This window comes from Arthrobacter sp. KNU40 (genome assembly GCF_051515115.1).
Classification (GTDB): domain Bacteria; phylum Actinomycetota; class Actinomycetes; order Actinomycetales; family Micrococcaceae; genus Arthrobacter.
Genome location: NZ_CP195850.1, coordinates 3,322,277 through 3,348,327 on the forward strand (window position 1 = coordinate 3,322,277; position 26,051 = coordinate 3,348,327).

24 protein-coding genes, 1 tRNA gene and 1 other RNA gene are annotated in these 26,051 nt (G+C 63.2%); 12 read left to right on the forward strand and 14 right to left on the reverse strand.

The features are described 5' to 3' along the window. Position 1 precedes the first annotated feature (1 nt). The gene (mptB, locus tag ACSKT0_RS15300) at positions 2-1,624 is read right to left on the reverse strand and encodes a polyprenol phosphomannose-dependent alpha 1,6 mannosyltransferase MptB (RefSeq protein ID WP_437770564.1); all 1,623 of its coding nucleotides are present in this window, start codon (positions 1,622-1,624) and stop codon (positions 2-4) included. Between the two features lie 291 nt (positions 1,625-1,915). Between mptB (ACSKT0_RS15300) and ACSKT0_RS15305 the strand changes: the two genes are divergently transcribed. Both ACSKT0_RS15305 and ACSKT0_RS15310 read left to right on the forward strand, forming a co-directional pair. Then, positions 1,916-3,229: a glycosyltransferase 87 family protein gene (locus tag ACSKT0_RS15305; RefSeq protein ID WP_437774042.1), complete on the forward strand. Its 1,314-nt coding sequence runs from the start codon at positions 1,916-1,918 to the stop codon at positions 3,227-3,229. A gap of 34 nt (positions 3,230-3,263) precedes the next feature. After that, positions 3,264-4,517 carry a glycosyltransferase 87 family protein gene (locus tag ACSKT0_RS15310; RefSeq protein WP_437770565.1) on the forward strand — a complete coding sequence of 418 codons (1,254 nt, stop codon included), beginning with the start codon at positions 3,264-3,266 and terminating at the stop codon, positions 4,515-4,517. Here the strand turns inward: ACSKT0_RS15310 and mptB (ACSKT0_RS15315) are convergent. Further along, on the reverse strand, positions 4,501-6,126 hold the full coding sequence (gene mptB, locus ACSKT0_RS15315) for a polyprenol phosphomannose-dependent alpha 1,6 mannosyltransferase MptB (RefSeq protein WP_437774043.1): 1,626 nt from the start codon (positions 6,124-6,126) through the stop codon (positions 4,501-4,503). The two genes, ACSKT0_RS15310 and mptB (ACSKT0_RS15315), sit on opposite strands and share 17 nt — an antisense overlap. A 193-nt stretch (positions 6,127-6,319) precedes the next feature. On the opposite strand from mptB (ACSKT0_RS15315), the gene orn reads away from it, so the two are divergent. From orn to ACSKT0_RS15335, 4 genes are all read left to right on the forward strand, one after another. Further along, a complete protein-coding gene (orn, locus tag ACSKT0_RS15320; RefSeq protein WP_437774044.1) occupies positions 6,320-6,904 on the forward strand; it encodes an oligoribonuclease in 585 nt (194 codons plus the stop codon). 130 nt (positions 6,905-7,034) lie between these two features. Then, positions 7,035-7,107: transfer RNA gene (locus ACSKT0_RS15325), tRNA-His, on the forward strand. A 124-nt stretch (positions 7,108-7,231) separates the two neighbouring features. Then, positions 7,232-7,804, forward strand: coding sequence for a peptide deformylase (def, locus tag ACSKT0_RS15330; protein WP_437770566.1), 573 nt, complete (start codon positions 7,232-7,234; stop codon positions 7,802-7,804). A gap of 3 nt (positions 7,805-7,807) precedes the next feature. After that, positions 7,808-8,659: an acyltransferase domain-containing protein gene (locus tag ACSKT0_RS15335; protein WP_437770567.1), complete on the forward strand. Its 852-nt coding sequence runs from the start codon at positions 7,808-7,810 to the stop codon at positions 8,657-8,659. Between the two features lie 25 nt (positions 8,660-8,684). On the opposite strand, the gene ACSKT0_RS15340 is transcribed toward ACSKT0_RS15335, so the two are convergent. The 4 genes from ACSKT0_RS15340 to rnpB all read right to left on the reverse strand — a co-directional run bounded on the left by ACSKT0_RS15340 (position 8,685) and on the right by rnpB (position 12,044). Beyond that, positions 8,685-9,482, reverse strand: coding sequence for an HNH endonuclease family protein (locus ACSKT0_RS15340; protein ID WP_437770568.1), 798 nt, complete (start codon positions 9,480-9,482; stop codon positions 8,685-8,687). 132 nt (positions 9,483-9,614) lie between these two features. Continuing rightward, the gene (locus ACSKT0_RS15345; protein WP_236811458.1) at positions 9,615-9,824 is read right to left on the reverse strand and encodes a hypothetical protein; all 210 of its coding nucleotides are present in this window, start codon (positions 9,822-9,824) and stop codon (positions 9,615-9,617) included. 86 nt (positions 9,825-9,910) lie between these two features. Next, the gene (locus ACSKT0_RS15350) at positions 9,911-11,371 is read right to left on the reverse strand and encodes a glyceraldehyde-3-phosphate dehydrogenase (RefSeq protein WP_437774045.1); all 1,461 of its coding nucleotides are present in this window, start codon (positions 11,369-11,371) and stop codon (positions 9,911-9,913) included. Positions 11,372-11,652: 281 nt separating this feature from the next. Continuing rightward, an RNA gene (gene rnpB / locus ACSKT0_RS15355) (RNase P RNA component class A) lies at positions 11,653-12,044 on the reverse strand. 105 nt (positions 12,045-12,149) lie between these two features. On the opposite strand from rnpB, the gene ACSKT0_RS15360 reads away from it, so the two are divergent. Beyond that, positions 12,150-12,914, forward strand: coding sequence for a YaaA family protein (locus tag ACSKT0_RS15360; protein ID WP_437770569.1), 765 nt, complete (start codon positions 12,150-12,152; stop codon positions 12,912-12,914). A 71-nt stretch (positions 12,915-12,985) separates the two neighbouring features. Here ACSKT0_RS15360 and ACSKT0_RS15365 read toward each other — a convergent pair whose 3' ends face one another. After that, complete coding sequence (locus ACSKT0_RS15365; protein WP_437770570.1) at positions 12,986-13,723, reverse strand: zinc ribbon domain-containing protein; 738 nt, start codon at positions 13,721-13,723, stop codon at positions 12,986-12,988. 123 nt (positions 13,724-13,846) lie between these two features. Continuing rightward, on the reverse strand, positions 13,847-14,764 hold the full coding sequence (locus ACSKT0_RS15370) for a Nif3-like dinuclear metal center hexameric protein (protein ID WP_437770571.1): 918 nt from the start codon (positions 14,762-14,764) through the stop codon (positions 13,847-13,849). 146 nt (positions 14,765-14,910) lie between these two features. Here ACSKT0_RS15370 and msrA point away from each other — a divergent pair, with 146 nt between their 5' ends. The 3 genes from msrA (at position 14,911) to epsC (ending at position 17,081) form a co-directional block, all read left to right on the forward strand. Further along, on the forward strand, positions 14,911-15,435 hold the full coding sequence (gene msrA, locus ACSKT0_RS15375) for a peptide-methionine (S)-S-oxide reductase MsrA (protein WP_437770572.1): 525 nt from the start codon (positions 14,911-14,913) through the stop codon (positions 15,433-15,435). A 75-nt stretch (positions 15,436-15,510) separates the two neighbouring features. Then, complete coding sequence (gene cysK / locus ACSKT0_RS15380) at positions 15,511-16,446, forward strand: cysteine synthase A (protein ID WP_234749924.1); 936 nt, start codon at positions 15,511-15,513, stop codon at positions 16,444-16,446. Positions 16,447-16,496: 50 nt separating this feature from the next. Beyond that, positions 16,497-17,081: a serine O-acetyltransferase EpsC gene (gene epsC / locus ACSKT0_RS15385; protein WP_059387763.1), complete on the forward strand. Its 585-nt coding sequence runs from the start codon at positions 16,497-16,499 to the stop codon at positions 17,079-17,081. Here epsC and ACSKT0_RS15390 read toward each other — a convergent pair. After that, on the reverse strand, positions 17,078-17,911 hold the full coding sequence (locus tag ACSKT0_RS15390) for an oxidoreductase (RefSeq protein WP_437770573.1): 834 nt from the start codon (positions 17,909-17,911) through the stop codon (positions 17,078-17,080). The genes epsC and ACSKT0_RS15390 overlap by 4 nt on opposite strands. 247 nt (positions 17,912-18,158) lie before the next feature. Beyond that, a complete protein-coding gene (gndA, locus tag ACSKT0_RS15395) occupies positions 18,159-19,595 on the reverse strand; it encodes an NADP-dependent phosphogluconate dehydrogenase (protein WP_437770574.1) in 1,437 nt (478 codons plus the stop codon). Between the two features lie 234 nt (positions 19,596-19,829). Between gndA and ACSKT0_RS15400 the strand changes: the two genes are divergently transcribed. Next, positions 19,830-20,558 carry a FadR/GntR family transcriptional regulator gene (locus tag ACSKT0_RS15400; RefSeq protein ID WP_437770575.1) on the forward strand — a complete coding sequence of 243 codons (729 nt, stop codon included), beginning with the start codon at positions 19,830-19,832 and terminating at the stop codon, positions 20,556-20,558. A 57-nt stretch (positions 20,559-20,615) separates the two neighbouring features. Here the strand turns inward: ACSKT0_RS15400 and ACSKT0_RS15405 are convergent, their stop codons facing one another. From ACSKT0_RS15405 to ACSKT0_RS15415, 3 genes are read right to left on the reverse strand one after another with little or no spacing between them, the layout of a single operon-like run. After that, complete coding sequence (locus ACSKT0_RS15405; RefSeq protein ID WP_437770576.1) at positions 20,616-21,674, reverse strand: L-idonate 5-dehydrogenase; 1,059 nt, start codon at positions 21,672-21,674, stop codon at positions 20,616-20,618. Then, positions 21,674-22,444: an SDR family oxidoreductase gene (locus ACSKT0_RS15410; protein ID WP_437770577.1), complete on the reverse strand. Its 771-nt coding sequence runs from the start codon at positions 22,442-22,444 to the stop codon at positions 21,674-21,676. Before ACSKT0_RS15410 ends, ACSKT0_RS15405 begins: the two co-directional genes overlap by 1 nt. Before the next feature lie 14 nt (positions 22,445-22,458). Next, positions 22,459-23,370 (reverse strand): NAD(P)-dependent oxidoreductase, encoded by a 912-nt coding sequence (locus ACSKT0_RS15415; RefSeq protein ID WP_437774046.1) that lies wholly within the window; start codon positions 23,368-23,370, stop codon positions 22,459-22,461. A 71-nt stretch (positions 23,371-23,441) separates the two neighbouring features. On the opposite strand from ACSKT0_RS15415, the gene ACSKT0_RS15420 reads away from it, so the two are divergent. Beyond that, on the forward strand, positions 23,442-24,509 hold the full coding sequence (locus ACSKT0_RS15420; RefSeq protein WP_437770578.1) for a D-2-hydroxyacid dehydrogenase: 1,068 nt from the start codon (positions 23,442-23,444) through the stop codon (positions 24,507-24,509). Between the two features lie 169 nt (positions 24,510-24,678). Here the strand turns inward: ACSKT0_RS15420 and ACSKT0_RS15425 are convergent, their stop codons facing one another. Next, the gene (locus ACSKT0_RS15425; RefSeq protein WP_437770579.1) at positions 24,679-26,034 is read right to left on the reverse strand and encodes an MFS transporter; all 1,356 of its coding nucleotides are present in this window, start codon (positions 26,032-26,034) and stop codon (positions 24,679-24,681) included. Between the last annotated feature and the right edge of the window lie 17 nt (positions 26,035-26,051).

A 26,051-nucleotide genomic window follows, 5' to 3' on the forward strand; every position in this document is an offset into this window, starting at 1 on the left:
CTCAGGACTTCGGTTTGAGCTTGAGCTTCAAAATCCCGCGACGCGGGCGGAACAGCACGTGGGTCTTCTTGTCAAAGAACACCAAGTAGGCGATGAAGGAGACCGCGATGGCGATGGCCACTCCGCGCACCACCTCGATGGGGATCCACTGGAAGACGCTCAATTGGTCTGTCAGGGCGATAAGGGTGAAGAACGCCGTCAAATAGAAGACCGTGCGGAGCTGGGCGCCGTCCGCGATCCCCGTCACGGTGAAGAACACGAGCAGCCACACCATGTACCAAGGCTGGATGACGGGCGCCAAGACGACGACGGCGGCGAAAGCCCAGGCCATCCGGCGAAGCACGGTCTTGTTGAACTCGGGTTCGGCGTCGATCGGCGCAGGCATACCGATCCCGCGGCCGGGCGTCCGTACGGCGAGCCAGACGATAGCAAGCGCCGAGACCGCCGTTCCGACGGTTTGGATGATATCCGTCACGGGAACGCCCGGCCCCCCGAACAGTCCGACGACGAATCCCGCCGTATGTGCCAGCAAACCCACTGGCGCATACCAGATCCAGACGGCGCCGGGAGTCTGGAGGGCGCCGAGCCAGCCAAATCCCAGGCCGTTCACCAGTCCTGCGGCGGCCAGTAGGACTAAGGACAAGCCCAAGGTCGCCGTCCAGCAGAGCATTCTGCGGCCCCAGCCGGCACGGGCACCCGCCCACAGCAGCCCCGCAAAAGGCAAGGCAATCAAAGTAATCGGCTTGATGGCGATCGAGGCCGTGATCAGCACGATTCCAAGCACGGGTCGTTTGACCGAGGCGAAGTACAGTCCGGCAACAACCAGTCCCAACATCAACGAGTCGTTGTGCGCGCTGGCGATGAAGTTGATCAAGAGAACCGGGTTGAGGACCCCAAGCCAGAGCGCCCGGTCCGGGTTCACGCCGTGGAGCGCAGCCAAACGGGGAACGTAGACAGCGAGCAGGACCACCCCGGCGAGGGCAGCCAGGCGGAAGGGAATCAGCGCAAGCTCGGGGACACCGGCGCTCACCCACACGGCACCCTGTTCGATCCAGAGCCATAGCGGGCCGTAAGGCGTAGGCGCTTCCGTCCACAATTTGTCTGGTCCGAGTGAAAAGTAGTTGCTCAGGGCCGAGATGCCGTTGGTATATGGGTTCAGTCCCTGCTCCATGAGCCGGCCCTGGCCGATGTAGGCATAGGCGTCCCTGCTGAACAACGGCAAACTGAACATCATCGGGATGGCCCACATCCACAATGCGCGCCGGAGCACAGGACGCGAGGACGGGTTCCATCCGCCGATCCGCTGGGCAATGCGCAGCCAAGAACGCAGGAGCAGGAGTGCGCCGAGGCAGAGCATCACGGTGCAGAAGATCACTCCAACCGGAGATGTCCTGGCCATGATGAAGAGGGGCGTACGGATAAGGGAGCCGCTGGTTGTCGCCATCCAGCCGACACCGATCGAGCCTGCCACCATGAGCAACGAACCGATGAACCCTTGGAGGATCGCCGTCCTCGCCGCTTTGGCTATCCGGGTGCCGTGTACCGGGGCGTTGGAATCGCCAAGCGCCTCTGGATGAGCCAACGAACTCCCCACCTCACGCTCACGAAACTTCGACGTCACCATCAACAAAATCCTGTCCGGTTCCCTGCCGCATCCGGGCCAAAGTGGCACTGCCGGCTGCCATGGATTATTGCAACTGTAGCATCGCCGCCCTTGGCTTCCCGGGGCCAAGCAGACCGTGGGTCTGCCCGAGAAAGTGGCCTGAGATAAGATGGGCGGGGCTCTGGTTTGATGCCGAAGACCACAGCCACGCTGGTTCCGCATGAAATTCAATGGAACCAATATTGTATGGCGGCTCCGGCCGCTGCGGCCTACGGCACCCTGTGACGATAACTACCTGACAAGGATCCTCCCATTTCCACGGACTCATTCTTCAGCGCGCTCACACGGTACCGGCTTAGCGTTCTTCCCTCTTCATGGGAAGCGAAGCTCAACTCGCCCAAGGGTCTGCTGGCGCTCTTCGGGGTTGTGCACTTGATCTTCCTCGTGTTCGCGCTGGTCATTTCCCTGCGCGGCGAGGCCTACAGTGACACTTTCATCTACCGGGACTGGACGTCTGCTGGGTTCCGGGATGAGAACCTCAGCGGCGGCCCAAGTCCTTGGGTCTACCCCGTTCTCGCCTTGGTGCCAATGGCCATCGCAGGCATCGCAGGTCCCGGTCCATTCTTCTTTTTGTGGGTACTCATGATCACCGTGCTCGACGGCCTGGCTGTCGGCAAGCTCACAGCGTGGGGTCGTCGCCGCGAAGCCATCCCGGCAGCATGGTGGTGGCTGGTCTTCGTCCTCATCATGGGTTGCCTGGGATTCGCCCGCGTGGATGGGTTGACCGCGCCGATCGTGCTGATCGCCTTGGCGTACGGGGTGTCACACCCTTTCATTGCCTCGACCCTCCTGAGCGTTGCCACCTGGATGAAGGTTTGGCCCGCCGCTGTCATGCTGTCGTTGTTCACTTTGGTCAAGCAGAGAACCAAAGTGGTGGCCGCCGGAATTCTCACCAGCGTATTGGTCATCGCCCTCACGGCCGCCGTAGGTCAACTGCCGAAGCTCCTCAACTTCCTGACCCAGCAAGGCGATCGCGGCATGCAGCTGGAAGCCACCTTCACTACTCCTTGGTTGTGGCTCTCGGTCCTCCATGTTGGCGACTCGAGGATGTACATGAACGCCGACATCAATTCGATGCAGGTGGATGGACCGGGCACGGCCTTCATGTCATTCCTTATGCAGCCCCTTCTCGCCCTGGCCGCGATCCTGGTGGCTGCCCTGACCTTCTGGGCACTCCACAACGGCAAGCGAACCGGCGGGGCGGACCGCACCGAACTGTTGTTGGCTGGCTCCCTGACCATGGCCACTGCTTTCGTCGTGTTCAACAAGGTCGGGTCGCCCCAGTTCATGGTGTGGCTCGCGCCTGCCGTCGCCGTCGGGCTTGCCCACAGCTGGAAGGAATGGCGGGTGCCCGCGGCGATGCTCATCGCCATTGGGGTGGCCACGTACTTCATCTACCCCCTCTTCTATGACGCACTGAGCCACAACAACCCTTGGATGGCACTGGTGTTGACCTTGCGCAATGTCCTGCTGGTGATTCTGCTCTGCTGGTCTGTACGCCGCCTGTACCTTTTGGGCAAGAAGATCCCGGCCGACGAACCGGCCGCCGCTGCCAAGGAGTCTTGAGATTTCCGTTCGATTCTTTGACCGGCTCGCCCGCGTGCGCGACGCCGTCCTGCCGCCTGCCGCCGTCGCCTGGTTCGGCCGTCCGTCCAGCGTTTGGTGGGGTTTCGCCGCCGTACATGTGTACTTCCTCGGCTGGATGGCAAGTTTCTTCCTGTCCGGAAACACGTTCAGCGACACTGAGCAGTACCGCCAGTGGGCGACGGCCGGCTACAACCCTGCGGATCTCCATGGAGCCATCAGCCCGTGGGTCTACCCGGTGCTCGCCCAGATTCCGATCTTCCTGGCCAACATCGCGGGCCCGGGTCCTTACCTGCTGGTGTGGACGTTGATCATCACTGCGCTCAATGCCGCCGGCTTGTTCATCTTGACCCGCGGCCCGCGCAGGACAACGGGGATTGCCCCTGCCTGGTGGTGGCTGTTTTTCACCGCTTTCATGGGCTACCTCAGCTTTGCCCGCGTGGAAGGCATCACGGCACCCATCGTGTTGGTCGCGTTGCTGTACGCCGCCACGCGGCCCGTGGCGGCGGGCATCCTCCTCAGCATCGCCACGTGGATCAAAGTCTGGCCGGCCGCCGTTTTGGTACCGATCATCATCGCGAGCCACCGCAGGCTGCGGATCATCGCATGCGGCGCCGTAGTAACTGCCGCCGTCGCACTGGGCGCCTATCTTTCGGGCGGCCTCCCGCATATCCTCGACTTCCTGACAAACCAGGGTGAGCGCGGCATGCAACTCGAAGCCACGTTCTCAACCCCTTGGGTCTGGTTGAGCGTGCTCAACGTCGGCGGTTCCAAAATCGCCGACAACGTTGCCATCAATTCCACCGAGGTGTACGGACCGGGTGCCAATGTGGCGGCGTTCATGATGCAGCCGCTCTTGGTTCTTGCCGCCGTCGCAGGCTCTGCCCTTTTGCTTTGGGCGCTTCGGCGGGGTGCCGAGCCTGAAGAGTTGTTTCTCGAGGGCGCCCTCATGATGACCACCGCGTTCATCGTGTTCAACAAGGTGGGTTCGCCGCAGTTCATCATTTGGCTTGCGCCGGTGATTATCGCCGGGCTGACCCACCATTGGAATCGTTGGCGGGTTCCTGCAGCCCTCCTGATGGGGATCGCCATGACGACTTTTGTGATTTACCCGTTGTTCTACACGCCGCTGATCCATGCCAACCCCGTGATGGCAACAGTGCTGACCACGCGGAACGTGCTTCTAGTTGTCCTGCTTTGGTGGTCCGTGCAGCGGACCTTGGAACTGGGCCGCAAGTCCGGCGCAAGAACCGCTATCCGGAGCGCCTGAGCCGCTGCTCAAGCCTGCGGAGCAGTTGCGCAGGGCTGGAGCGGATCAGCAGTTTGCGCGTGTGAACGTCCAACACCATCAGGTAGACGGTGAATCCCACGGCCACCAAGAAGGCGAGGGAGGACACCTTGACGTTCAGTTCCACGAAGGACAGGACCGAAATCTGGTCCTGCGCGCCGAAGGCCACGAAGAACGTGACGGCGACATAGAGAGACTTGATCTGCCAGTCGTCCCTGATGCCCGTGACCGCGAGCAGCGGGATGAACCACAGGATGTACCACGGCTGGATAATCGGAGAAAGCATGACGACGGCGGCAAACGCCAGGGCCGCGCGTCGCACCAGCCGTGAATAGTCACCGCGGAACATCAGCACCACCACCAGCCCGATTCCGGCCCACTTCATGAGGGTCCGGAGCCCCGTGGCAACCGTGGATCCGGGCATGCCAAGGAGATTGGCGATCACCTCGACCTGCTGGCCCAGGAAGCCCGAAGGCGAGTATCCCGTGTAGCCGGGCGTCGGATCGAGGATAGCCCAGACCCATCCAAAGCCAAGGTTGTAAGGAATTCCGCTCACCGCCAGGACGGCAAAGCTGATACCCGCCGTCGCGCCCCAGAACAGGAACTTGCGGGCCCAACTCGCTGCCGGACCCGCCCACATGAGGCCTATGAAAGGCAAGAGAAGTACTGTGATCGGCTTGATGCCGATGGAAGCCGTGACCAGCAGAAGCCCGGTGATGTGGCGCCCGGTGGCCGCAAAGTACATTCCGGCGACCGCCAGGCCCACCATGAGGGCATCGTTGTGGGCGCTGGCGACGAAGCTGATGAGAAAGAGGGGGTTGGCGACGGCGATCCACAGTGCTCGGCCGGGATTGATCCCGTGCAGTTCGGCGAGCCTGGGAACATACACCACGCAGAGCAGCACTCCCACTGTCGCAAGCACGCGGAAGAGCAACACGGAAAAATCGGGCTGGGCGTCGGTGATGCCCACAACCCATCTGGCAAGCCACAGGAAATAGGGCCCGTACGGCGTCTTGGCTTCAGCCCAGGCAGGATCGGCGCCCAGGGAAAACCAGTTGCTGAGCGAGGAAATGCCTGCAGTGTAGGGGTTCTGGCCTTCCAGCACCAGCCTGCCCTGGCCGGTGTAGGCGTACACGTCGCGCGAATAGATGGGAACGGCAAACATCAGGGGCGCCGCCCACGCCGCAACAGCGACAACCACGGATCTGAGCGATCCGGGGCCCCAGTCCTTGAGCCTTTGCCCGAGCCTCAACCATGACCTGACCAAAAGCATGGCCCCTGCCGTCAGCAAGATGGTGGAGGTCGTCACGCCCCAGCCCTCCGTGCGCAGGGCGATGACAAGAGGGTGCCTGAACATGGGCGATCCGTTGGCGATCCAGCCGGCACCGATCGACCCGACGAAGATCATCAGGGATCCAAAAAACCCTTGCCAGATTGCCACATAGGCCTTGATCTGGCCGGGGGTGCCGGCGCCGATGTGCGCGGCATCCGGGGAATAGAGACTCGCGGCGGCCTTCTCCGACGGCGCGGCGGGTTCCTTTGCCTCATCCCGGCTATTTGAGGTGCCCACGCCCGTTCCGCCTGCCGTCATGATATTCCAGTCCCTACGTACATTGGTCCAGCTCATCGATGCAGGCAACAACCGCTCGACAACGGCCCAGTTTACCAGCCACGGTAAGCCCTAGGAGCGGAATGAAGCGCCCCGCCACCCTTCCCACGCGACCGAACGGTAGGCTGGACGGGTGCCTATTACTAATGAACGCATCGTCTGGATCGACTGTGAGATGACCGGTCTCGACCTGGTAAACGACGCCCTGATCGAGGTCGCGGCCTTGGTCACCGATTCGGAGCTGAACATCCTGGGCGATGGCGTCGACGTCGTTATCAAACCCGAAGACGCCGCGCTTGAACAGATGAATGACTTCGTCCGCGACATGCATACGCGCTCCAAACTCCTGGACGAGCTCCCGCACGGCAAGACCATGGACGAAGCCGAAGCGATCGTTCTGGAGTACATCGAGAAGTGGGTACCCGATCCGAAAAAGGCACCGCTGGGCGGCAACTCAGTCGGAACCGACCGGATGTTCCTCGCCCGGGACATGCCCAACATCGTTGAACACCTCCACTACCGGGTCATCGACGTGAGCACCATCAAGGAGCTCTCGCGCCGATGGTTCCCCCGCGCGTATTTCCAGTCGCCCGCCAAACATGGCGGCCACCGCGCGCTCGGAGACATCAAGGACTCCATCGACGAACTGCGCTACTACCGCGAGGCCGTGTTCGTTCCGGCTCCCGGTCCCGATACAGCCACTGCGCAGAAGATTTCCAAGCAGATCGCCGCCGGACCCGAGACCCCGGCAAGCACGTGATCTGGGGCACCTTTTCGGGAAATTTCAGCCAAACGGTCAAAAGTGGCAAAACCACCCCCTAAGACGGGGTATAGTTTTTGTCGTTGCCTTCGCAGCTAACGGGTCATTCCGAAAGCATAAAAGGCGCATGGTGGGCGTAGCTCAGTTGGCAGAGCGCCTGGTTGTGGTCCAGGAGGTCGCGGGTTCAACCCCCGTCGCTCACCCTCAAGGGATCGGTAGTTGTCTATCGATCGCAGCCAAAGGCCGTACTGGTTATCCAGTGCGGCCTTTGCTTTGTCCCGGCCGATTTCGGCCATTCCAGGCCCGAGAACCAGAGGAACATCTGACATGACCGTCCTGCCAGTCACCATCTGGGGCGAGCCCGTGCTTCATCGCCGGGCGAGCGAGGTGGAAAAGTTCGATGACGAGCTGCGCACCTTGATTGCCGACATGTTCGAGACCAACGAAGCCGCCAACGGCGTCGGGCTGGCCGCACCCCAGGTGGGGGTCGGCAAACGGATCTTCATCTTCAAATACGCGAACGAGGACGACGCCCCGGACGAGGGCGTCCTGGTGAACCCTGTCCTCACCCTCTCCAAGATCCCCGGCGCCCTTCCCGATCCCGAGGAAGACGTCGAAGGCTGCCTGTCATTCCCCGGGGAGCACTACCCCCTGCAGAGGGCCGAATGGGCCCGTGTCCAGGGCTTCGACGGCTACGGCAACCCGGTGGATTTCGTGGCGACGGGCTGGTTCGCGAGGGTCATGCAGCACGAATTCGACCACCTCGACGGCAAGCTCTATGTGGACCGGCTGGCTGACCGCTACGCCAAGAAGGCCATGAAGCAGGCTAAAAAGAACGGCTGGGGAGTTCCCGGTCTGAGTTGGATGCCGGGTGTTGACCCGGATCCCTTCGGACACTGACCGATGACCGGCATAGCGCAAGACGAATTGTTCAAGCTTCTCGACATCCACGGCGAGGACGCTTTTGGGTGTGCCTCGCTGCTGGAGTCACCTCCTGGAGACGGCACTCGACGGGCCCTTGCCAGCCTTGACGCCCGTCTGGGGGTCTTCCCAAGCAAATCTGCCACCATGGATGACTGCACGGAAACGGACTGGATCGAGGCGCTCCTGCGTTTCGCGCCGGTAGTCCACCGCCATCATCTTTCCCTTGGCATCCCGCCGGAATCCTCCGCCGCGATCCTGGCCGATGTAGGACTGAACCTTCGGATCAACCGACGGGTCCACGGTCGCTTCGGCCTGGACACGTGGGCATGGCTGACCCTCCACATGGCCGGAAACATCTTCCGGATCGGCCGCTTGCAATTTCACCTTGTGCGCAGTGATGCGGGAGGCCCTTCCGCCGCTGGCGACTCCTGGGTGCTGGGCGTGCACATCCCCGAGGATGGCGGCCTCTCACCCACCCTCGTGGACGCGAGCTTCAGCCAGGCCAGCGAGTTCTTTGACCGATACTTCCCGGACAAGGCGGTCTCCGTGGCGAGCTGCGACTCCTGGATGCTGGATCCCTACTTGGTCCGGAAGCTGCCGCACAGCAACATCGCCGCTTTTGCCCGCCGATTCACCCTTGACCACTGCTCAGACGCTCCGGACGACGCTGTCTACTTCACCTTCCGGCAGCGGGGCATGGAAAACCTTGATCGACTCCCCCGCGAGACGTCGCTTCAGCGGGTGGTGTTGGAAAGGATCGACGACGGCGGGGCCTGGCAACTCGGCCACGGCCACCTAGTGCTTCCCCCGGCCGGGAGCAACCACGCCTGACGCGGCCTCCCGCGCCCTCAGGCGGCTACAACGCCCTGATGGTCCGCTGACCGGGGCACGAGTCCAGGACGCGCCTCATGGCGTCTTTCTCCGCCTGCGTGACCCAGAGCCGGTACGCGGCTTTGACCGAAACCTGCCGGGCTACGTAATGGCAGCGAAAGCCCTTGTTGGCAGGGAGCCAACTCGCGGCGTCGCCCGCGCCTTTCTTCACGTTGGCCGGACCGTCAACGGCAATGAGGTTGAGGGGGTCGTTGGCGAGGCTTTGGCGCTGTTTGGCAGTGAGCTGCGGGGCACCCTTCTGCCAGGCATCCCCGAGAGCCACCACATGATCGATTTGGACGGCCGAGCTGCTTTCGGAGCCCCTGCGGAAATGGATGTCCTGGCCGGTGTACGGCTCGCGCAGCTCCCCGGACGCGATCCTGCATTTGGAGCCTGCCGTGAACTCCGCCGCCGAGAGATCCCGCCTCAGGATGTCGTTCCTGGTATCGCAGCCGTTCCGGTCGACGTCGAGCCAGGCCTGTCCGAATTCGTTGCGGTCGTAGTTGTCCTTGGCTGCGCGCCCCTTCACAGGAAGCGCCTCCAAGGCATCAGCGGCCGAACCAGCCGGTACCGGCTGAACAGCTTCCACCGGCTTCATCCAGTTCGCGTCGAAGACAGGAGCTTCCGTTGGTCCATTGATCGGGTCCTGGCCAACTGCGAACTGGCCGTTGGTGAAGAACCACCCGATGCCCGTGAGTCCACCGGTGAGGATGAGAATCAGCAGCACCCAGGCCTGCCGGGACTGGCGGCGGGCGCGTCGATAGGCGGCCCAGGTGGCGCTCAAGGGATTGCGTCCTTTCGGGCAGGAATACGTCCCTTGAGACTAGTCGAGGCGCTGTTCGCCGACGCTGATATCCACAGTGTGGAGGACAGGTCAGAATGTCGGAACAATCACAGCGCATGGTGCAGGGGCGGCCTACTGCTCCTTGGTGACGCGTTTCAGGTCTTCGGCCGCCAGCTCGAGAAGGGACCCCAATTGGATGACCCTGTCCTCGGAGATATCCCCCGCCGCGTGTGCGGCCTTGGCTTCGTCGAGCAGCCGTTGGGCTTCCTTGAGGTTGGCCCGCGCTACGTCCAGTGCGTGTTCAAGGGTTGTTTCGTGATCCAGAATCTTTTCGCTTTCCATGCGTCCATTCTGGTCAGGTTTCCCGGCTGATACCAGCGCATCAGCCGGGAATACCCTGTGTCTTTCCTCGCGTTGGCCGGAGCCGGCTAGACGCCGGCTGGCTCCAAGGTTGCCTTAGGTTCAAGGTTCACAGCGACGCCGCGTGCCGGGAACGATGGCGGGTTCACACCGGCCATTTCTTCCATGACGCGCACTACCTGGCAGGAGTAACCGAATTCGTTGTCGTACCAGACGTAGACCACGAGGTGCTTGTCGGTGGCGATGGTGGCCAGGCCGTCCACGATGCCCGCACGGCGGGAGCCGACGAAGTCCGTGGAGACGACCTCGGGTGAGTCGATGAAGTCGATCTGCTTCCGCAGCTCCGAGTGCAGGGACATTTCGCGAAGGTAGTTGTTGACTTCCTCCTTCGTGGTTCCCTTTTCAAGGTTCAGGTTCAGGATGGCCATCGACACGTCCGGGGTGGGAACGCGGATCGCGTTGCCGGTCAGCTTGCCCTGCAGTTCCGGAAGAGCCTTCGCCACGGCCTTGGCCGCACCTGTTTCGGTGATGACCATGTTCAGGGCAGCCGAGCGGCCGCGGCGGTCACCCTTGTGGAAGTTGTCGATCAGGTTCTGGTCGTTCGTGAACGAGTGCACGGTTTCCACGTGCCCGTGGATGACGCCGAACTTGTCGTTGAGTGCCTTGAGCACCGGGGTGATGGCGTTCGTGGTGCACGAAGCCGCGGTTACGATCTTGTCCGTGTCCTCGATGGAGGAGTGGTTGATGCCGTGGACGATGTTCTTCAGATCACCCTTGCCCGGAGCCGTGAGCAGCACCCGCGCGACACCCTTGCTCTGCAGGTGCTGGGACAGGCCCTCGGCGTCGCGCCAGCGGCCCGTGTTGTCGACCACCAGGGCATCCTTGATCCCGTAGGCCGTGTAGTCCACGGTGGAGGGGTTGTCCGAGTAGATGACCTGGACCTGGACACCGTTGGCCGTAATTGTGTTGGCGGCCTCGTCCACGCGGATGGTGCCCTCGAAGGAACCATGCACCGAGTCACGCCGCAGCAGGCTTGCGCGCTTGACAAGGTCGTTCTCGGCACCCTTGCGGACCACGATCGCGCGCAGGCGCAGGCCGTGGCCCCCGCCGGCCTTTTCGATCAGGAGGCGCGCCAGCAGGCGGCCGATGCGGCCGAAACCGTAGAGCACGACGTCGGTGCTGGTCCGGTCGTCCGCGCCGCGGCGCCCGACAACCTCGGCAAGCTCGGCGCGGAGGAAGTCTTCCAGGGGCGTTCCGGGGGCTTCGGCCTTGTACTTCTCGTTCAGGCGGGCGATGTCGATCGCAGCGGCCCCGAGTTCAAGTTCGGCCAGTGTGTTCAGTAGCGGCGCGGTTTCTTCGAGCAGGAGTTCGTCCTTGCTCATCCGGCGCGCAAAACGGTGGGCTTTCAGGATGTTCATCGACGACTTGTTGATGAGGCTGCGCCCGTGGATGCTGGTCACCACGTTGTTCTCACGGTACAGCCGGCCGATCACCGGAATCATGGCCTCGGCCAGCGCTTCGCGGCCCATCCACGTATCAAGACAAGAATCTGATGACTGGCTCACAGAACTACCTTCCTAGGGTCAGCTACATACGTCCTCGTACGTAGATGGTGGCCGCCCGGAGTAATCCTGCGGCACTGGCATCGGCGGGACTTCGGTCTGCCCGGACACCTCGAACGTTGCAAAGAAAAACCGCCGGCTGCGAACGCAGAACCGGCGGTGGAACTTCTACGTTCGCTGTCCATTCTAAGGTCTGGCACGGGGCGCCTTGGCCCCCGGAATGCGTGAAATCACTCACACAAGGCTGTGGGATGGGTTGACCGATACGCCGGGTTCTGTCCTCCCCCGCCGTTGCCGGCGAAGGAGTGGCGACCATCCATCTACGAACGCCGTTGCCGACGCCCTCCAGCGGCCTACCCGGACACTCGGGCGAGCAGCCCTCGATCGTGCCCTGTCTGGCCTTGCTCCGGGTGGGGTTTACCTAGCCTCCCTGGTCACCCAAGGAGCTGGTGGTCTCTTACACCACCGTTTCACCCTTACCTGCTGCCTGCCTGTGCTGGCACAAGCAGACGCAGGCGGTCTGTTCTCTGTGGCACTGGCCTGCGGGTTACCCCGAGTGGGCGTTACCCACCACCCTGCCCTGTGGAGCCCGGACGTTCCTCGAGCCACTCACGTGGCGCGCGGCCGCCTAGTCAACCCATCCGCCCTATAGTCTACCGGCGTCGGGCCCCCCGCATTTTCAGACAGCACTGCCGAATCGATCTGCCTGGACAACCAGCGACGGCAATACCGCTAATATCGACAGGTGCTGATTCTGTTGCCACCTTCCGAAGGCAAGACCCCCGCTGCCGAAGGCTCCGCCGTCGAATGGGAGTCCCTGAGCTTTCCGGAACTCAACAGCTACCGGGCCAAAGTGCTCGACGCGCTCGGCCTGGTCAGCGCGCACGAGGACGCCCTCGCACTCCTGGGGGTGGGCGCATCCTTGAAGGACGACGTCGAACGCAATACGCGGCTCCACGCAGAACCCGCAGCCCCGGCCCACCAGGTGTATTCCGGTGTTCTCTACGACGCGCTTGGCTTCAAGACCCTCACACCGGCGCAGCGCCGCAAGGCGGTGGAGTCGGTCCTCGTGGTGTCCGCCCTGTGGGGCGCCATCGGCTTCGGCGACCAAGTGCCGGCCTACCGCTTGTCCATGGGAACGGCACTGCCCGACGTCGGGCGCCTCGCGTCGTTCTGGAAGCCGCAGCTTACGCAGGCCCTCGCCGCGCGGGTGGAGGGCCAGCTGCTCGTGGACTGCCGCTCCAGCACCTACGCCGCGGCTTGGGCACCGCCCCCGGCGCAGACTGTCGCCGTCAACGTCTTTTCCGAGTCCAATGGCAAACGCACCGTCGTCAGCCACTTCGCCAAGCACACCCGCGGCGAATTGGCCCGGCACCTGCTGAGCCGTCGAGGCAAGGCGCCCGGCACGCCCGAACAGCTGCTCAAGGCAGCCTCGGAATTGTGGACTGCGGAGTTGACGGAAGCCACGGAGCGCAAGCCGCACACCCTCAGCATCATCCTCCCCAACTAACTCGCAGTTGTTGTCGTTTTCAGCCGCGAAAACGACAACAATTGCTAGTCAGTTGGGTGGGGAACAGATGGTTAGTTCCACTCGGCGGAGCGCACCAGGATGCAGCCGGAATCGGGGCAGAACACGATCTCGTCTTCGGCCGCGGCTTTGACCTCGGCAAGGTCGCCGGGGCTGAGCGTCATTCCCGAGCCTTCGGACTTCCCGTGGAAAAGCCTGGCGGCTCCCACCCCGCGCTTGGCAAGGGTCTTTTCGTAGATAGCCAGCATCCCGGCGTCGAGACCTTCGGCGAAGCCGGCCCGCTGGGCGCGCACATCCGTCTCTTCGGCAACAATCTCGGCGATCGCGGTGTCCAGCTCGGCACGGATCCCGGAGAAGGAACCCTGGATATCATCGACGATCTGCTGTTGCGCGGCTTGACGCTCCCTGAGTCCGTCCAGGCGTTCCAGGATTTCCAGCTCAACGTCTTCAAGGTCCGAACGTCGCTTGTTAAGCGAGGCGATATCGCTCTGCAGCGCAACGAGATCCTTGGAAAGTCCGGTGCCGCTGTTCAACCTGGCTTCGTCCCGCTCAATGCGGCTAGCCACTTGCTCGACGTCTGCCTCTGACCTGCGTAGCTCTGTTTCGGCGTCGTGGACAGCAAGTTTCGCGGTTCCGAGCGCACCGTTGGCCACGCTGAGGGCGTCCTGGAGATCGGTGATGCGGGGGTCGGTCTCCAAAGTGCGACGGCGGTTCGCCAAGGATTTGAGCTTCGCATCCAACCCCTGCAGTTCGAGCAATTTCAACTGTTCCGCCGGTGCTGCCTTGGCCACGCTTACCTCCGCTTCATCGTGCCGGGGATGATATTCAGCCCAAGCCAGGCCTTGGGCCTGTTTGTCTCGACTCTATCGCCTAGCGTGCTCGCCTGCCTCGCTACGCTCCCTTGCACGCCAGGCTTAGCCGGGAGTCAGAATGAAGTCCCACGGATCGCTGTTGGTGGAAGCCACCCGGATCTCGACGTCGTGACCCTGGTCCGCGAGCACGTTGCCGAGCGCTTCGGCCGCGGCGGGCAGCCACAGCCACTCGCTCGCGAAGTGCGACACGTCAACGAGGTACGGCCTGCCATCAACGGCAGCTTCGCGGGCCTCGGATGCAGGGTGGTGCCGCATATCCGCGGTGACGTAGATGTCCGCCTGGCTGGCGCGGACGGCGTCGAAGAGACTGTCTCCGGCTCCGCCGCAAACGGCCACACGCCGCACGAGTCCATCCTTGTCTCCGGCGACCCGCACGCCGCCAGCCACTGAGGGCAGGATCTCGAATACCCGCGCGGCGAAGTCTCCCAAGGTCATGAGTTCGGGCAGGTCGCCGACCCGGCCGATCCCCTCTTCAGGCAAGCCGTGTGCCGCAGGAGCCAGCGGGACAACGTTGTCCAGCCCGAACGCGTCGGCCAGGACATCGGAAACGCCTCCGACGGCGGAGTCCCCGTTCGTGTGTACGGTCAGCAGCCCGGTACCTGACTCAATGAGCCGGTGGACAGCGAGGCCTTTGGCGGTGGTTGCAGCAACGGAGGTGACGCCCTTGAGCAGCAAAGGATGATGCGTGACGAGGAGCTCGGCGCCCCATTCGATGGCTTCTTCAATGGCGGCGAGGGTCGGATCCACAGCGAACATGACCTTGGTGACGGTGGCGGTGGGCCGTCCGACTACGAGCCCTACCTCGTCCCATTCCTCGGCGAGCGATTCCGGCCAGAGCTCCTCCACTGCCAAGAGGACCTGACCGAGCGTAGGGGTGCTGGCTCTTGGAGTTCCGGCTGCACCATTCTCCGGTTCTTCGCCGGATCCTGTATCTGCAACCGCGGTGTTCACAGCTTCCATGCATTACATTCTTGCGCATCCGGCGGCCAAGTCGCGCCTGCGGGTACCGGGCTGTTCGAGATTGTTGCCACTGGCCGGGTCTGCGCCGTCACAGTCCCGTAAGGTTGTGCGGGAATCATCCGGGACTCCCAGCCATTGAAGAGATCATGAAAACTTTTGTACTTGGTGGAGGCTGCTTCTGGTGCCTCGACGCCGTCTATCAGAAGACCAAGGGCGTCAGTTCCGTGGTTTCCGGCTACACGGGCGGGCACATCCGCAACCCTGACTATTACGATGTCTGCTCCGGAATGACGGGCCACGCGGAGGTCGTCGCCGTGACTTTCGACGAGGACATCGTCCCGGCGGACATCATCCTTGACATGTTCTTTGCTCTGCATGATCCCACCACGCTCAACCGCCAGGGCTACGACGTCGGAACCCAGTACCGTTCCTCGATGTTCTACACCACCACGGAAGAAAAGATCCTCTTCGAGGAAGCCATCCTGCGGAACCAGGAACTGTGGTCCAAACCGATTGTGACCGAGGTCAGCAGGCTGCCGGAATTCTACGAAGCGGAGTCCATCCACCAGGACTACTACGCCAAGTTCCCGGAACAAGGCTATTGCCAGGTGATCATTAACCCGAAGCTCGCCAAGGCCCGGAAATATTACTCTTCGTGGCTCCGCGCGTAGCAGCGTGTAGCACCGCTCGTTAGGCTGACCTCAGCAGTAGCTATTTCAGCGAATTCAGAGAATAGGCATGATTACATGGCACGGATCTACGACGACGTCACCCAGCTGATCGGCGGAACCCCCCTGGTCCGCTTGAACAGGCTCACCGAAGGCTTGGACGCCACGGTTGCCGTGAAGCTCGAGTTCTACAACCCCGCCAATAGCGTCAAGGACCGTATCGGCGTCGCGATCGTCGACGCCGCCGAGAAGTCCGGTGCGCTGAAGCCGGGCGGCACCATCGTCGAGGGAACCTCCGGCAACACCGGCATCGCGCTGGCTTTGGTCGGCGCAGCGCGTGGTTACAAAGTCATTCTGACCATGCCGGAAACCATGTCCACCGAGCGCCGTGTTATGCTGCGCGCCTACGGTGCTGAGATTGTCCTGACCCCCGGCTCGGAAGGCATGCGGGGCGCCGTCGAGAAGGCCCAGGAAATCGTGGCCAACACGGAGAACTCTGTCTGGGCCCAGCAGTTCGCCAACGAGGCAAACCCGGAGATCCACCGCACCACCACGGCCGAGGAAATCTGGGCAGACACCGACGGTGGCGTGGACATCTTCGTCGGCGGCGTCGGCACGGGCGGCACCATCACCGGCGTTGGGCAGGTCCTGAAGGAGCGCAAGCCCGAAATCCAGATCGTGGCCGTTGAGCCCAAGGACTCCCCCATCCTGAACGGCGGCGCCCCCGGCCCGCACAAGATCCAGGGCCTTGGCGCGAACTTCATCCCGGAAATCCTGGACACCAACGTCTACGACGAGGTTCTCGACGCAACCCTCGAGGACTCCGTTGCCACCGCACGCGCCCTCGGCACCAAGGAAGGCATCCTGGGCGGCATCTCGGCCGGCGCGGCCGTCTGGGGTGCGCTGGAGCTCGCGAAGCGTCCGGAGAACAAGGACAAGCTCATCGTGGCAATCGTTCCCGACTTCGGCGAACGTTACATCTCCACGGTGCTTTTTGACGACATTCGCGGCTGATTGCGGACCCCGCGCAACCGCTTTCTTTCATTTCCTGTAGAAAGGTCTTTGTGAGCTTCTTCGCAAGACTTATGGAGGACCTCGAGGCCGCCCGGTCACACGACCCGGCGGCCCGAGGCTCCTTTGAGAACTTTTTTGCCTACTCCGGCCTGCATGCCATCTGGGCGCATCGCCTGACGCACAAATTGTGGCAAAACCCCGAGCTGCGGTTCCCCGCACGGCTCATTTCGCAGCTTGCCCGCTTCCTGACCGGCATCGAGATCCACCCCGGCGCGACCATCGGCCGCAGGTTCTTCATTGACCACGGCATGGGTGTGGTCATCGGTGAGACAGCCGAGATCGGCGAGGACGTGATGATCTACCACGGCGTGACGTTGGGCGGCCGTTCCTTGGCAAAGGTCAAGCGCCACCCCACCATCGGAGATCGGGTCACCATCGGAGCCGGGGCCAAGGTCCTTGGTCCCATCACCATAGGCGCCGACAGCGCAATAGGCGCGAACGCCGTCGTGGTCAAGGACGCACCGCCTGAGTCGATCATCACCGGCGTTCCGGCAACGTGGCGGCACCGTGATGCCAAGAGCGAAACGAAACCCGCTGTCGATCCCGCCGAGTACTACATCGAGTACCGGATCTAGCCGGAAAAGCGTTTGTAGGCGTTCCAGAAAACTGTGTCGAAGACCCGGTCGGGAAGCACCCTCCGCATGGCCAGAATGGTCCAGGCTCCCCTGCCCACCGGGTATCGGGTCCTGGGCCTTCGCGAGGTCGCCGCATGGACTATGGCGCGCGCCACGGTACGGGGGTGCGTCGAAAGAGCGGTTCCCGACGTCGATGCCAGGGCGGCCGCCACGATCCCGGCCTGCTCGCGATACGGTCCATGTCCTGAGACCGTCAGCAGGCTCTCCCCCGCGATGGTTCCCCATTCCGTGTCCGTGCCCGCGGGCTCGATGATTGCCACATCGATGCCATGGGGCTTCAGTTCCAGGCGGAGGGAGTCACTGAGGCCCTCGACGGCGAATTTTGTCGCGTGGTACCAAGCGCCCAAGGGCTCATACATTTTGCCGCCTATCGAGGACACGTTGATGATCCTGCCGGAAGCCGCCGCACGCATTACGGGAATCACCAGCTGGGCCATCCGGGCGAGACCGAAGACGTTGACCTCGAACTGGCGCCGGCCCTCATCCAGCGGAACCTCTTCCAAGGAACCGTAGGACCCGTATCCGGCGTTGTTGACCAGTATGTCGATCCGCCCCTGCTCGGCCAGGACAAGGTCCACGGCGGCCTTCATCGAGTCGTCCTCGGTGACGTCCAGTGACCACACCTTGATTCCGTGGGCTTTGAGCGGCTCCATCTTTTCGACCCGCCGCGCCCCCGCGTACACGACCATTCCTGCCTTGCTGAGCTTGATGGCGGCTTCGAAACCGATTCCGGTTGACGCACCTGTGACAAATGCGACGCGTTGCGGCATGGACTGCTCCTCGTGTGACGGGTGGTGTTTTCCTTCAGGCCGTACCTACGGCAAAGGCCGGCGCCTCCACAGTAACGCGGAAGCACCGGCCTTTGACTTGAACAGAGTGGAGCAGGCAAGAGTGGGGCAGCAGGGTCCCTACGTGGCGACGGAGTCGACACGAAAGGGCCTGCCCCAATCTGTGGGGCAGCAGGGTCAGTCCTTACCTACGTGGCTTGGAGTCGACACGAAAGGGCCTGCCCCAATCTTAGTGCGTGTCGACTGCCGAGATCTCGGACTTGTCTTCGCCCCACAGGGTGTGGAAAGTGCCCTCGGCGTCGACGCGGCCGTAGGTGTGCGCACCGAAGAGGTCACGCTGGCCCTGGATGACTGCCGCAGCGAGGCGCTTGCGGCGAAGTCCGTCGTAGTAGGCCAGCGACGAGGAGAACACGGGAACCGGGATGCCCAGCTGGACAGCCGTTGCCACCACGCGGCGCCATGCCGGCAGCGCACCGGCGATCGCCTTGGTGAAGGCCGGGGCGAACAGCAGGTTGGCCGGCTTCTCCTCGGCTGCGTAGGCGTTGGTGATTTCCTTGAGCAGCTCGGCGCGGATGATGCAGCCGCCGCGCCACAGCGAAGCGATTTCATCGAGCTTGAGGTCCCAGCCGTATTCCTTCGCGGCGGAAGTCAGCATGTCCAGGCCCTGTGCGTACGAAACCAGCTTGGAAGCGTAAAGCGCCTGGCGGACGTCCTCGACGAAGTTCTCGGGGACCTCGACGGCGATTTCCTCGCCGGCGAGCAGTTCCTGGCCAAGCTTGCGCTGTTCTGCCTGGGAAGACAGGGCCCGCGCGAAGACGGACTCTGCGATGCCCGAAACCGGGGAGCCCAGCTCGAGGGCGGAGATGACTGTCCAGCGGCCGGTGCCCTTCTGGCCGGCAGCGTCGACGACGACGTCGACGAACGGCTTGCCCGTCTTGGCGTCAACGTGCCCAAGGACCTCTGCGGAGATTTCGATCAGGAAGGAAGCGAGTTCGCCCTTGTTCCATTCGGCGAAGATCTTGGACTGCTCGGCCGGCTCGATGCCGGCGCCGGAGCGCAGGAGATCGAAGGCTTCACCGATGACCTGCATGTCGGCGTATTCGATGCCGTTGTGGACCATCTTGACGAAGTGTCCGGCGCCGTCGGTGCCGATCCAGGCGCAGCAGGGCTTGCCGTCAACCTTGGCTGAGATCTTCTCGAGCAGCGGACCCAAGGCGTCGTAGGACTCCTTGGAACCACCGGGCATGATGGAAGGGCCGTTGAGGGCGCCCTCTTCGCCGCCGGAAACACCGACGCCCACGAAGTGCAGGTCCTTCTCGGCCAGCGCCGATTCGCGACGGCGGGTGTCCTCGTAGTGCGAGTTACCGGCGTCGATCACGATGTCGCCGGGCTCCAGCAAGGGAACGAGCTGGTCGATGACGGCGTCAACCGGCTTGCCGGCCTTCACCATGATCAGGACACGGCGGGGCTTCTCGAGGGAGTCCACGAGTTCCTGGAGGGTTTCCGTGCGGATGAAGTCGCCGTCCGTGCCGTGCTTGGCCAGCAGGGCGTCGGTCTTTTCGACGGAGCGGTTGTGGAGGGCAACGGTGAAGCCGTTGCGGGCCAGGTTGCGGGCCAGATTGGCGCCCATCACCGCGAGGCCGGTGACACCGATGTGTGCTGACATCAAAACTCCAATTCATTCTTGTGCATCGAGTCCTGCTAGGAGCGAGGAAACGCTTTCTAGAGCAGTAGCTGGAATAAACCATACGTATTCGGACCACGTCTGGGAAAGTTGCGCCCACGTTTTGGAAACGTCCGCGTCACAAAAGAGTCTATGTTGCGAGCCCGTACTGTGGGGAGTTCGCCGACGCCCGGGGCTTCCGGTGGCGGAGCGGTCAACGCCACTATGCTTACGACTATGTCAACCAGTCTCCACTACCGCGCTGTCGAGCACCTGGGTACCCGGATCGTCGGCGGTAAGCTCCCCACCGGTCACGTCATGTTGGCTGAGCACCTTGAGGAGGAACTCAAAGTGTCCCGGTCGGTGGTACGTGAGGCCGTCAGGGTACTGCAGTCCCTGGGACTGGTGGAAACCATCAAGCGAGTTGGCATCAGGGTCCTTCCCGCGCACCGCTGGAATCCCTTCGATCCGCTGGTCATCCGCTGGCGGCTGGCCGGAGAAGGCCGCGGCGCTCAGTTGCGGTCCCTCGCCGAACTCCGCTCCGCCGTCGAGCCCGTAGCGGCAGAACTGGCCGCGGAAAACGCCCCGGAGTCCCTGCGCAGCGAACTGGTGGAGATCTCCCTCGCCATGCGTGAAGCTGGCCGTGCGGGCGACATGCCCACCTTCCTGGATCTCGACATCCGCTTTCACGCCCTGGTGCTTTCCGGTTCCGGCAATGAAATGTTCGCGAACCTGATCGGGCAGGTCACGGAGACACTCACCGGCCGGACAGTTCATGGCCTCATGCCGGAACATCCGAAGGAAGCGGCCCTGCAATGGCATTTGGATGTAGCCCAGGGCATCAGGGACGGAGACGGCGACAAGGCCCGCGAGGCCTCCTCCAACATCATGCGGGAGACCATCGCGGACCTGTCACCGGGCTGGGAGGGCCAGCCACGGGTATTTGTTCCAGTCGAGCGGCGCTGACGGCCGAGAGCCGGCGCCGCCCGACTGATCGCCTGATCGGCTGATCGGGCTGGGAGGCTACGCCACAGGCTGGAAGTTCAGCAGGACCTTCCCCGATTCGGCAGAGTTCCTTGCCACCTCGAAGGCCTCCAGGCCGCGATCCAGCGTGAATTCGTGCGTCACTACAGGGTCCACGTAGAGCGAACCGTCCGCGAGCGCCGCAATGACCTCGTCGATCTCGTTGTTGAAACGGAAGGAACCGAGCAATTCGAGCTCGCGGGTGATGGCCAGCGAAATGAAGACCGGCTGCGGTCCCGAGGGCAGCAGCCCGACCATGACCACCTTCCCGCCGCGCACCGCGCCTTTGATGGCCGATGCCAGTCCGAAGTGGCTGCCCGAGGACTCGATGACGACGTCGGCTTCCACTGCGGCGATTGCCTCGGCGTCATCGCCCTTGAGAACCTCATCGGCGCCCACTGCACCCGCGATCTCGAGAGGCTTGTCGTGCATGTCGACGGCCACGATCCGGGTTGCCCCCGCGCGCTTGAGGACAGCAATTGCCAGTGCGCCGATCGGACCGCTACCGATTACCAGCGCTGTCTTTCCGGCCACGTCCCCTGCTCGCGCGACGGCATGCCATGCAACGCTGGCCGGCTCCACAAGCGCCGCCGTGCGCAAGTCCAGCGTGGCCGGAAGGGCCCGGAGCATGCGGGACGGCAGGGTCGCGTAGCGGCTGAAGGCGCCGTCGGTGTGCGGGTACCTTGCCGCACTGCCGAGGTAGGTGCAGCCCGGGGAGAGGTTGGGCCGGTCTTCCGGATACTTGGCGGCACCCGGGGCCGGGGTTGCCGGGTGGACCGCGACGGCGGTTCCGGCTGCCGGGCCGCTGCCATCGGCGGCCTGCTGGACAACGGTGCCGACGATTTCGTGGCCGAGCACCATGGGAGCCTTGAGGATCGATTCCCCCGCCGCGCCGTGGAGCCAATAGTGCAGGTCCGAGCCACAAATGCCACCGTAGGCGATCTCGACGACGGCCTGGTCAGGGGTGGGAACCACGAGGGCTATGTCCTCGATGCGAAGGTCGCCGGCGGCGTGGGCCACAACCGCGGGTGAAGACTGGGGAAGCTGAAAGCCGCTCATTAGACGACCACCGTCATTCCGCCGTCGACGAAGATCGTCTGGCCGTTGACGAAGTTCGAAGCCTCGGAGGCAAGCCAGACCGCCGGACCGGCGAGATCCGCTACGGTGCCCCATCGGTGGGCGGGCGTCCGGCCTAGAATCCAGGAGTTGAAGTCGGGATCGTCCACGAGGTTCTGGGTCATCTCGGTATGGATGTACCCCGGGGCGATGCCGTTAATCTGAAGGCCGGAGGCCGCCCATTCGGCGGTCATGGCGCGCGTCAGGTTGCGCAGTCCACCTTTGGCTGCGACATAGGGGGCGATCGTGGGGCGTGCCAGGTCCGTCTGCACGGAGCAGATGTTGATGATCTTGCCGCGGCCCCGCGGAATCATGTGGCGGGCGGCTTCACGTCCTACGAGGAAGGCGCTCGTCAGGTCGGTGGTGATGACCCGCTCCCAGTCCTTCACATCCAGGTCCAGCATCGGGACGCGGTGCTGGATGCCCGCATTGTTGACGAGGATGTCCAGGGGGCCAACGTTCTCCTCGACCCAGGCAACGCCGCGGGCCGCTTCTGCATCGCTCGTGACGTCGAACGCGCAGCTGTGGATGCGGCCGGGCCCGAAGTCCGCCGCCATGGCGGCTTCCGCACCCTTGAGCCGTTCCGTATTGATGCCGTTGAGGACAACGGTGGCACCGGCGTCGGCCAATCCGCGGGCCAGCGCGTTGCCGATGCCGCGGCTGGATCCGGTCACGAGCGCAACGCGCCCGGTGAGATCAAAGAGTCCACTCATGGTTGGTTCCTTACTTAGTTCAAAGGGCTTAGGGACGAGTCGCTGAGGTTGGCGATGGCCTGGCGGACAACTGCGAGGTCCCGGTCGCCCAGGCCCTGATCAATCAGTTCACGGTAGAGTTCGGCGCCGGCAGTCGCCATCGGGACGGCGGCACCGGCCACTTCGGCGCTTTCGAGCACGAACTTGAGGTCCTTGAGCATGAACTTCGCGGGACCTGTGGGCGCGTAATCCTTGGCTGCCAGTCGTGGGCCGACAATCTCCAGGACCCGGCTTCCGGCGAGCCCGCCGGAAAGCACCTCGAACAGGGTTTCGACGTCCATGCCCGAGCGCTCGGCGAGTTCGGCGGCCTCCGCGAGCGCCGCCGTCGTGGTCCCGACGATCAGCTGGTTGCAGGCCTTGGCCAGTGAACCGGAACCCAGGTTGCCCATGCGGCGAACTGTGGTGCCCATGGATTGGAGCACGGGAAGCGAGCGTTGGAAGTCTTCTTCGCTGGCGCCCACCATGATGGCCAGGGTGCCGTCCTGGGCACCCTTGGTGCCCCCGCTCACCGGGGCATCGACGACGACGGCGTTCCCGCCACTCGCGCTGTGGACCGTCCGGCCGAATTCCTGGACGGCGGTCGGGGACACGCTGCTCATGATGACGACCAGGGTTCCCTGAAGCGGCGCGTCCGAGCGCCATGAGTCGAAGAGCGGCGCGGCTGCATCCTTGATGTAGGAGAGATCCGGAAGCATGAAAATGATGACGGGTTGGTCCCGGAGTCCGGCAACCGACTCCGAACGTTTTCCGCCGAGCTTCTCCAGCTCGGCGAGCGCTTCTGCGGAACGGTTCCATGCAGTCACCTCCCAGCCCTTGCCGAGCAGATTGGCTGCCATGGGGAAGCCCATAAGCCCGAGTCCCACGAAACCTGCGGTCTTGGCGGTCATCTTTCGCATACACCTCACTTCTTTGTGGTTCATCTTTCAAAAACTGTTCAATATCCTAGCCTCAATTCAGTATGATGAACACCATGACGACTGATGAACTCACCATCGCGATCGCAGTCCCGCTCGAAGCTGAGCATGTGGAGCGTATCCGCGCTGTAGATCCGAGCATTACGGTGCTCTACGAACCCGAGCTTCTTCCTCCGGAACGCTTCCCGGCCGACCACTCCGGGGATCCCGACTTCAAGCGGACTCCCGAACAAGAGGAACGCTACTGGTCCATGCTGAACAAGGCCCAGATCCTTTACGGTTTCCCCAACGAGAATCCGGCCGGCCTGGCCCGCATCGCCCAGAGCAACCCGCACCTGCAGTGGATCCACGCCATGGCCGCAGGTGCCGGTGGCGCCGTGAAGGCCTCCGGCCTCGACAACGAGACCTTGCAGAAGTTCAAGGTCACCACGTCGGCAGGCGTGCATGCTCTTCCCCTGGCAGAGTTCGCTGCCCTGGGCATCCTCAACGGCTTCAAGCGCAGCGCGGAACTTGCACAGGACCAAGCAGCCAAGGTCTGGCCCGAGCTGCGGACCCCCACCAAGCTGGTGAACGGCTCCAAGCTGGTCGTCACGGGTCTCGGCGAAATCGGCCTCGAGACCGCCCGCATCGCCCGCGCACTCGGCATGAAGGTCAGCGGAACCAAGCGGAACGTCGAAGCGATCGAAGGGATCGACCAGGTCGCGGACAACGATGGCCTGGCAGGACTCCTGGCGACGGCAGACGCCGTCGTCAACACCCTCCCCGGCACGCCGTACACGGAGAGACTCTTCAACCATGAAGTCTTCTCGGCAATGAAGCCCGGCACGGTTTTCGTCAACGTCGGCCGCGGAACCGTTGTTGACGAGGAGGCGCTCCTCGAAGCCCTGGACAACGGCCAGGTTTCCTACGCCTGCCTGGACGTCTTCGCCGTCGAGCCGCTCCCCCAGCGCAGCCCGTTGTGGAACCATCCCAAGGTCATGGTCTCTCCGCACACCTCGGCACTGAGCGCGGCCGAGAACCGCCTCATCGCCGAGCGCTTCGCCAGCAACCTGCGCACCTTCCTCGACGGCGGGGAACTCCCCCACCTCGTGGACACGGTGCACTTCTACTAAACGGCCAACAACCCAGCGCCATCCAAGCGGCCCCTCCGGTTTCCGGAGGGGCCGCTTTGCTGTGCGTGGCCGGTTTGTTGCGCCAGGGCGGGGGCACGAAAAGGCGACGGCCCCGTCCGAATTTCGGAAGGGGCCGCCGCTGCTTGCGTACGTCGTGGTACGGGACTGCCTACTTCGCGTCTTCCAAGGAACGGAGGTCGCGGCCGGCTGTTTCCGGGGTAAAGAACGTGGTGATGTATGAAATGAGCGCCAGCACTAGCGAGTAGACCGCCAGGACCACCCAGGAGTTGCCCGTAGCAGCAAGGAGTGCGACGCCAACCAGGGGCACGAGTCCGCCGGCCAGGACGGCAGACAGTTCGCGGCTCAATGCCACACCGGTGAACCGGTACTGCGAGCCGAAGAGCTCGGGCAGCAGCGGGCACTGCGGGCCAAGCATGGACTGTACGCCAAGGGCGATGCCGACAACCATGACGGCCCAGACAAGGGTCACGTTGCCGAGGGTCACCAGGTAGAAGGCGGGAATCGCGAAGATCGCTTGGAACAGGGCCCCGTAGCGGTAGACCTTGACTCGACCAATACGGTCAGACAAGGCGCCGAAGGTGACCACCATGACGGCGGCAAATCCGGCAGCGATCAGCAGACCGACCGGGCCGATGAACTTGTCGCCCGGAAAGACCCCTTCCTTGACGGACATGAAGGAGATGAGCAATGCCGAGTAGATCGAGGAGTTGCCGTTCTCACCCATGCGGAGACCGATGCCCACGAGCACGTTCTTTTTGGAGTGCTTCCAGAGCTCGCCGACGGGGTTCTTCACCACGTTCTTGTGCTTCTCAAGCTCCTGGAACACCGGGGTTTCCTTCAGCTTCAGACGGATGAAGACTGCCACGACGATCAAAATGATGCTGGCGAGGAAAGGCACACGCCACAGCCAGCCTTCGAGAACGCTTTTGTTGGCCATGCCGATGAGCGCAAAGGTGCCGGCGCCGAGGAGGGTTCCAAGCTGGATGCCTACGAACGGCAGCGAAGCGAAGTAGCCGCGGCGCTTGGGCGGAGCGACTTCGGAGATCAGCGTCGTTGCGCCTGCCTGTTCTGCTCCAGCGCCCAGGCCCTGGACAATACGGAGCGTCACCAACAGGACAGCCCCGAGCATGCCCGCCTGGTCGAACGTCGGCAGCAAGCCGATCGCGAAGCTGGCAAGGCCCATCATGCCGATGGTCATCAGGAGGACCATCTTGCGGCCGAAGCGGTCTCCGATGAATCCAAAGAAGATACCGCCGAAGGGCCGCGCCGCGAATCCAACGCCATAGGTGGCGAACGACGCGATCAATGCGCCGCTTTCACCCAAAGGCTTGAAGAACAGCGGTCCGAAGATCAGAGCCGAAGCCAGGCCATAAATGTAGAAGTCGTAGTACTCCAGGGCGGATCCTACGGAGCTGGCAAGAGTTGCCCTTCGCAGCTGTTCCGGCTCAACTACCGCGCCGTCCATATCAGCAAGCTTTGTCTTAGTACGAGTTGTCACAAGCACTCCCTCAAGAACACTCC

What these genes read in the sequence shown, in the direction of transcription:
- mptB (WP_437770564.1), bottom strand. Translation starts at nt 1,624, where the DNA reads ATGGTGACGTCGAAGTTTCGTGAGCGTGAGGTGGGGAGTTCGTTGGCT.
- mptB (WP_437774043.1), bottom strand. Translation starts at nt 6,126, where the DNA reads ATGACGGCAGGCGGAACGGGCGTGGGCACCTCAAATAGCCGGGATGAG.
- orn (WP_437774044.1), top strand. Translation starts at nt 6,320, where the DNA reads ATGACCGGTCTCGACCTGGTAAACGACGCCCTGATCGAGGTCGCGGCC.
- def (WP_437770566.1), top strand. Translation starts at nt 7,232, where the DNA reads ATGACCGTCCTGCCAGTCACCATCTGGGGCGAGCCCGTGCTTCATCGC.
- ACSKT0_RS15335 (WP_437770567.1), top strand. Translation starts at nt 7,808, where the DNA reads ATGACCGGCATAGCGCAAGACGAATTGTTCAAGCTTCTCGACATCCAC.
- ACSKT0_RS15345 (WP_236811458.1), bottom strand. Translation starts at nt 9,824, where the DNA reads ATGGAAAGCGAAAAGATTCTGGATCACGAAACAACCCTTGAACACGCA.
- ACSKT0_RS15350 (WP_437774045.1), bottom strand. Translation starts at nt 11,371, where the DNA reads ATGGGCCGCGAAGCGCTGGCCGAGGCCATGATTCCGGTGATCGGCCGG.
- ACSKT0_RS15370 (WP_437770571.1), bottom strand. Translation starts at nt 14,764, where the DNA reads ATGGAAGCTGTGAACACCGCGGTTGCAGATACAGGATCCGGCGAAGAA.
- msrA (WP_437770572.1), top strand. Translation starts at nt 14,911, where the DNA reads ATGAAAACTTTTGTACTTGGTGGAGGCTGCTTCTGGTGCCTCGACGCC.
- cysK (WP_234749924.1), top strand. Translation starts at nt 15,511, where the DNA reads ATGGCACGGATCTACGACGACGTCACCCAGCTGATCGGCGGAACCCCC.
- ACSKT0_RS15390 (WP_437770573.1), bottom strand. Translation starts at nt 17,911, where the DNA reads ATGCCGCAACGCGTCGCATTTGTCACAGGTGCGTCAACCGGAATCGGT.
- gndA (WP_437770574.1), bottom strand. Translation starts at nt 19,595, where the DNA reads ATGTCAGCACACATCGGTGTCACCGGCCTCGCGGTGATGGGCGCCAAT.
- ACSKT0_RS15400 (WP_437770575.1), top strand. Translation starts at nt 19,830, where the DNA reads ATGTCAACCAGTCTCCACTACCGCGCTGTCGAGCACCTGGGTACCCGG.
- ACSKT0_RS15405 (WP_437770576.1), bottom strand. Translation starts at nt 21,674, where the DNA reads ATGAGCGGCTTTCAGCTTCCCCAGTCTTCACCCGCGGTTGTGGCCCAC.
- ACSKT0_RS15410 (WP_437770577.1), bottom strand. Translation starts at nt 22,444, where the DNA reads ATGAGTGGACTCTTTGATCTCACCGGGCGCGTTGCGCTCGTGACCGGA.
- ACSKT0_RS15415 (WP_437774046.1), bottom strand. Translation starts at nt 23,370, where the DNA reads ATGACCGCCAAGACCGCAGGTTTCGTGGGACTCGGGCTTATGGGCTTC.
- ACSKT0_RS15420 (WP_437770578.1), top strand. Translation starts at nt 23,442, where the DNA reads ATGATGAACACCATGACGACTGATGAACTCACCATCGCGATCGCAGTC.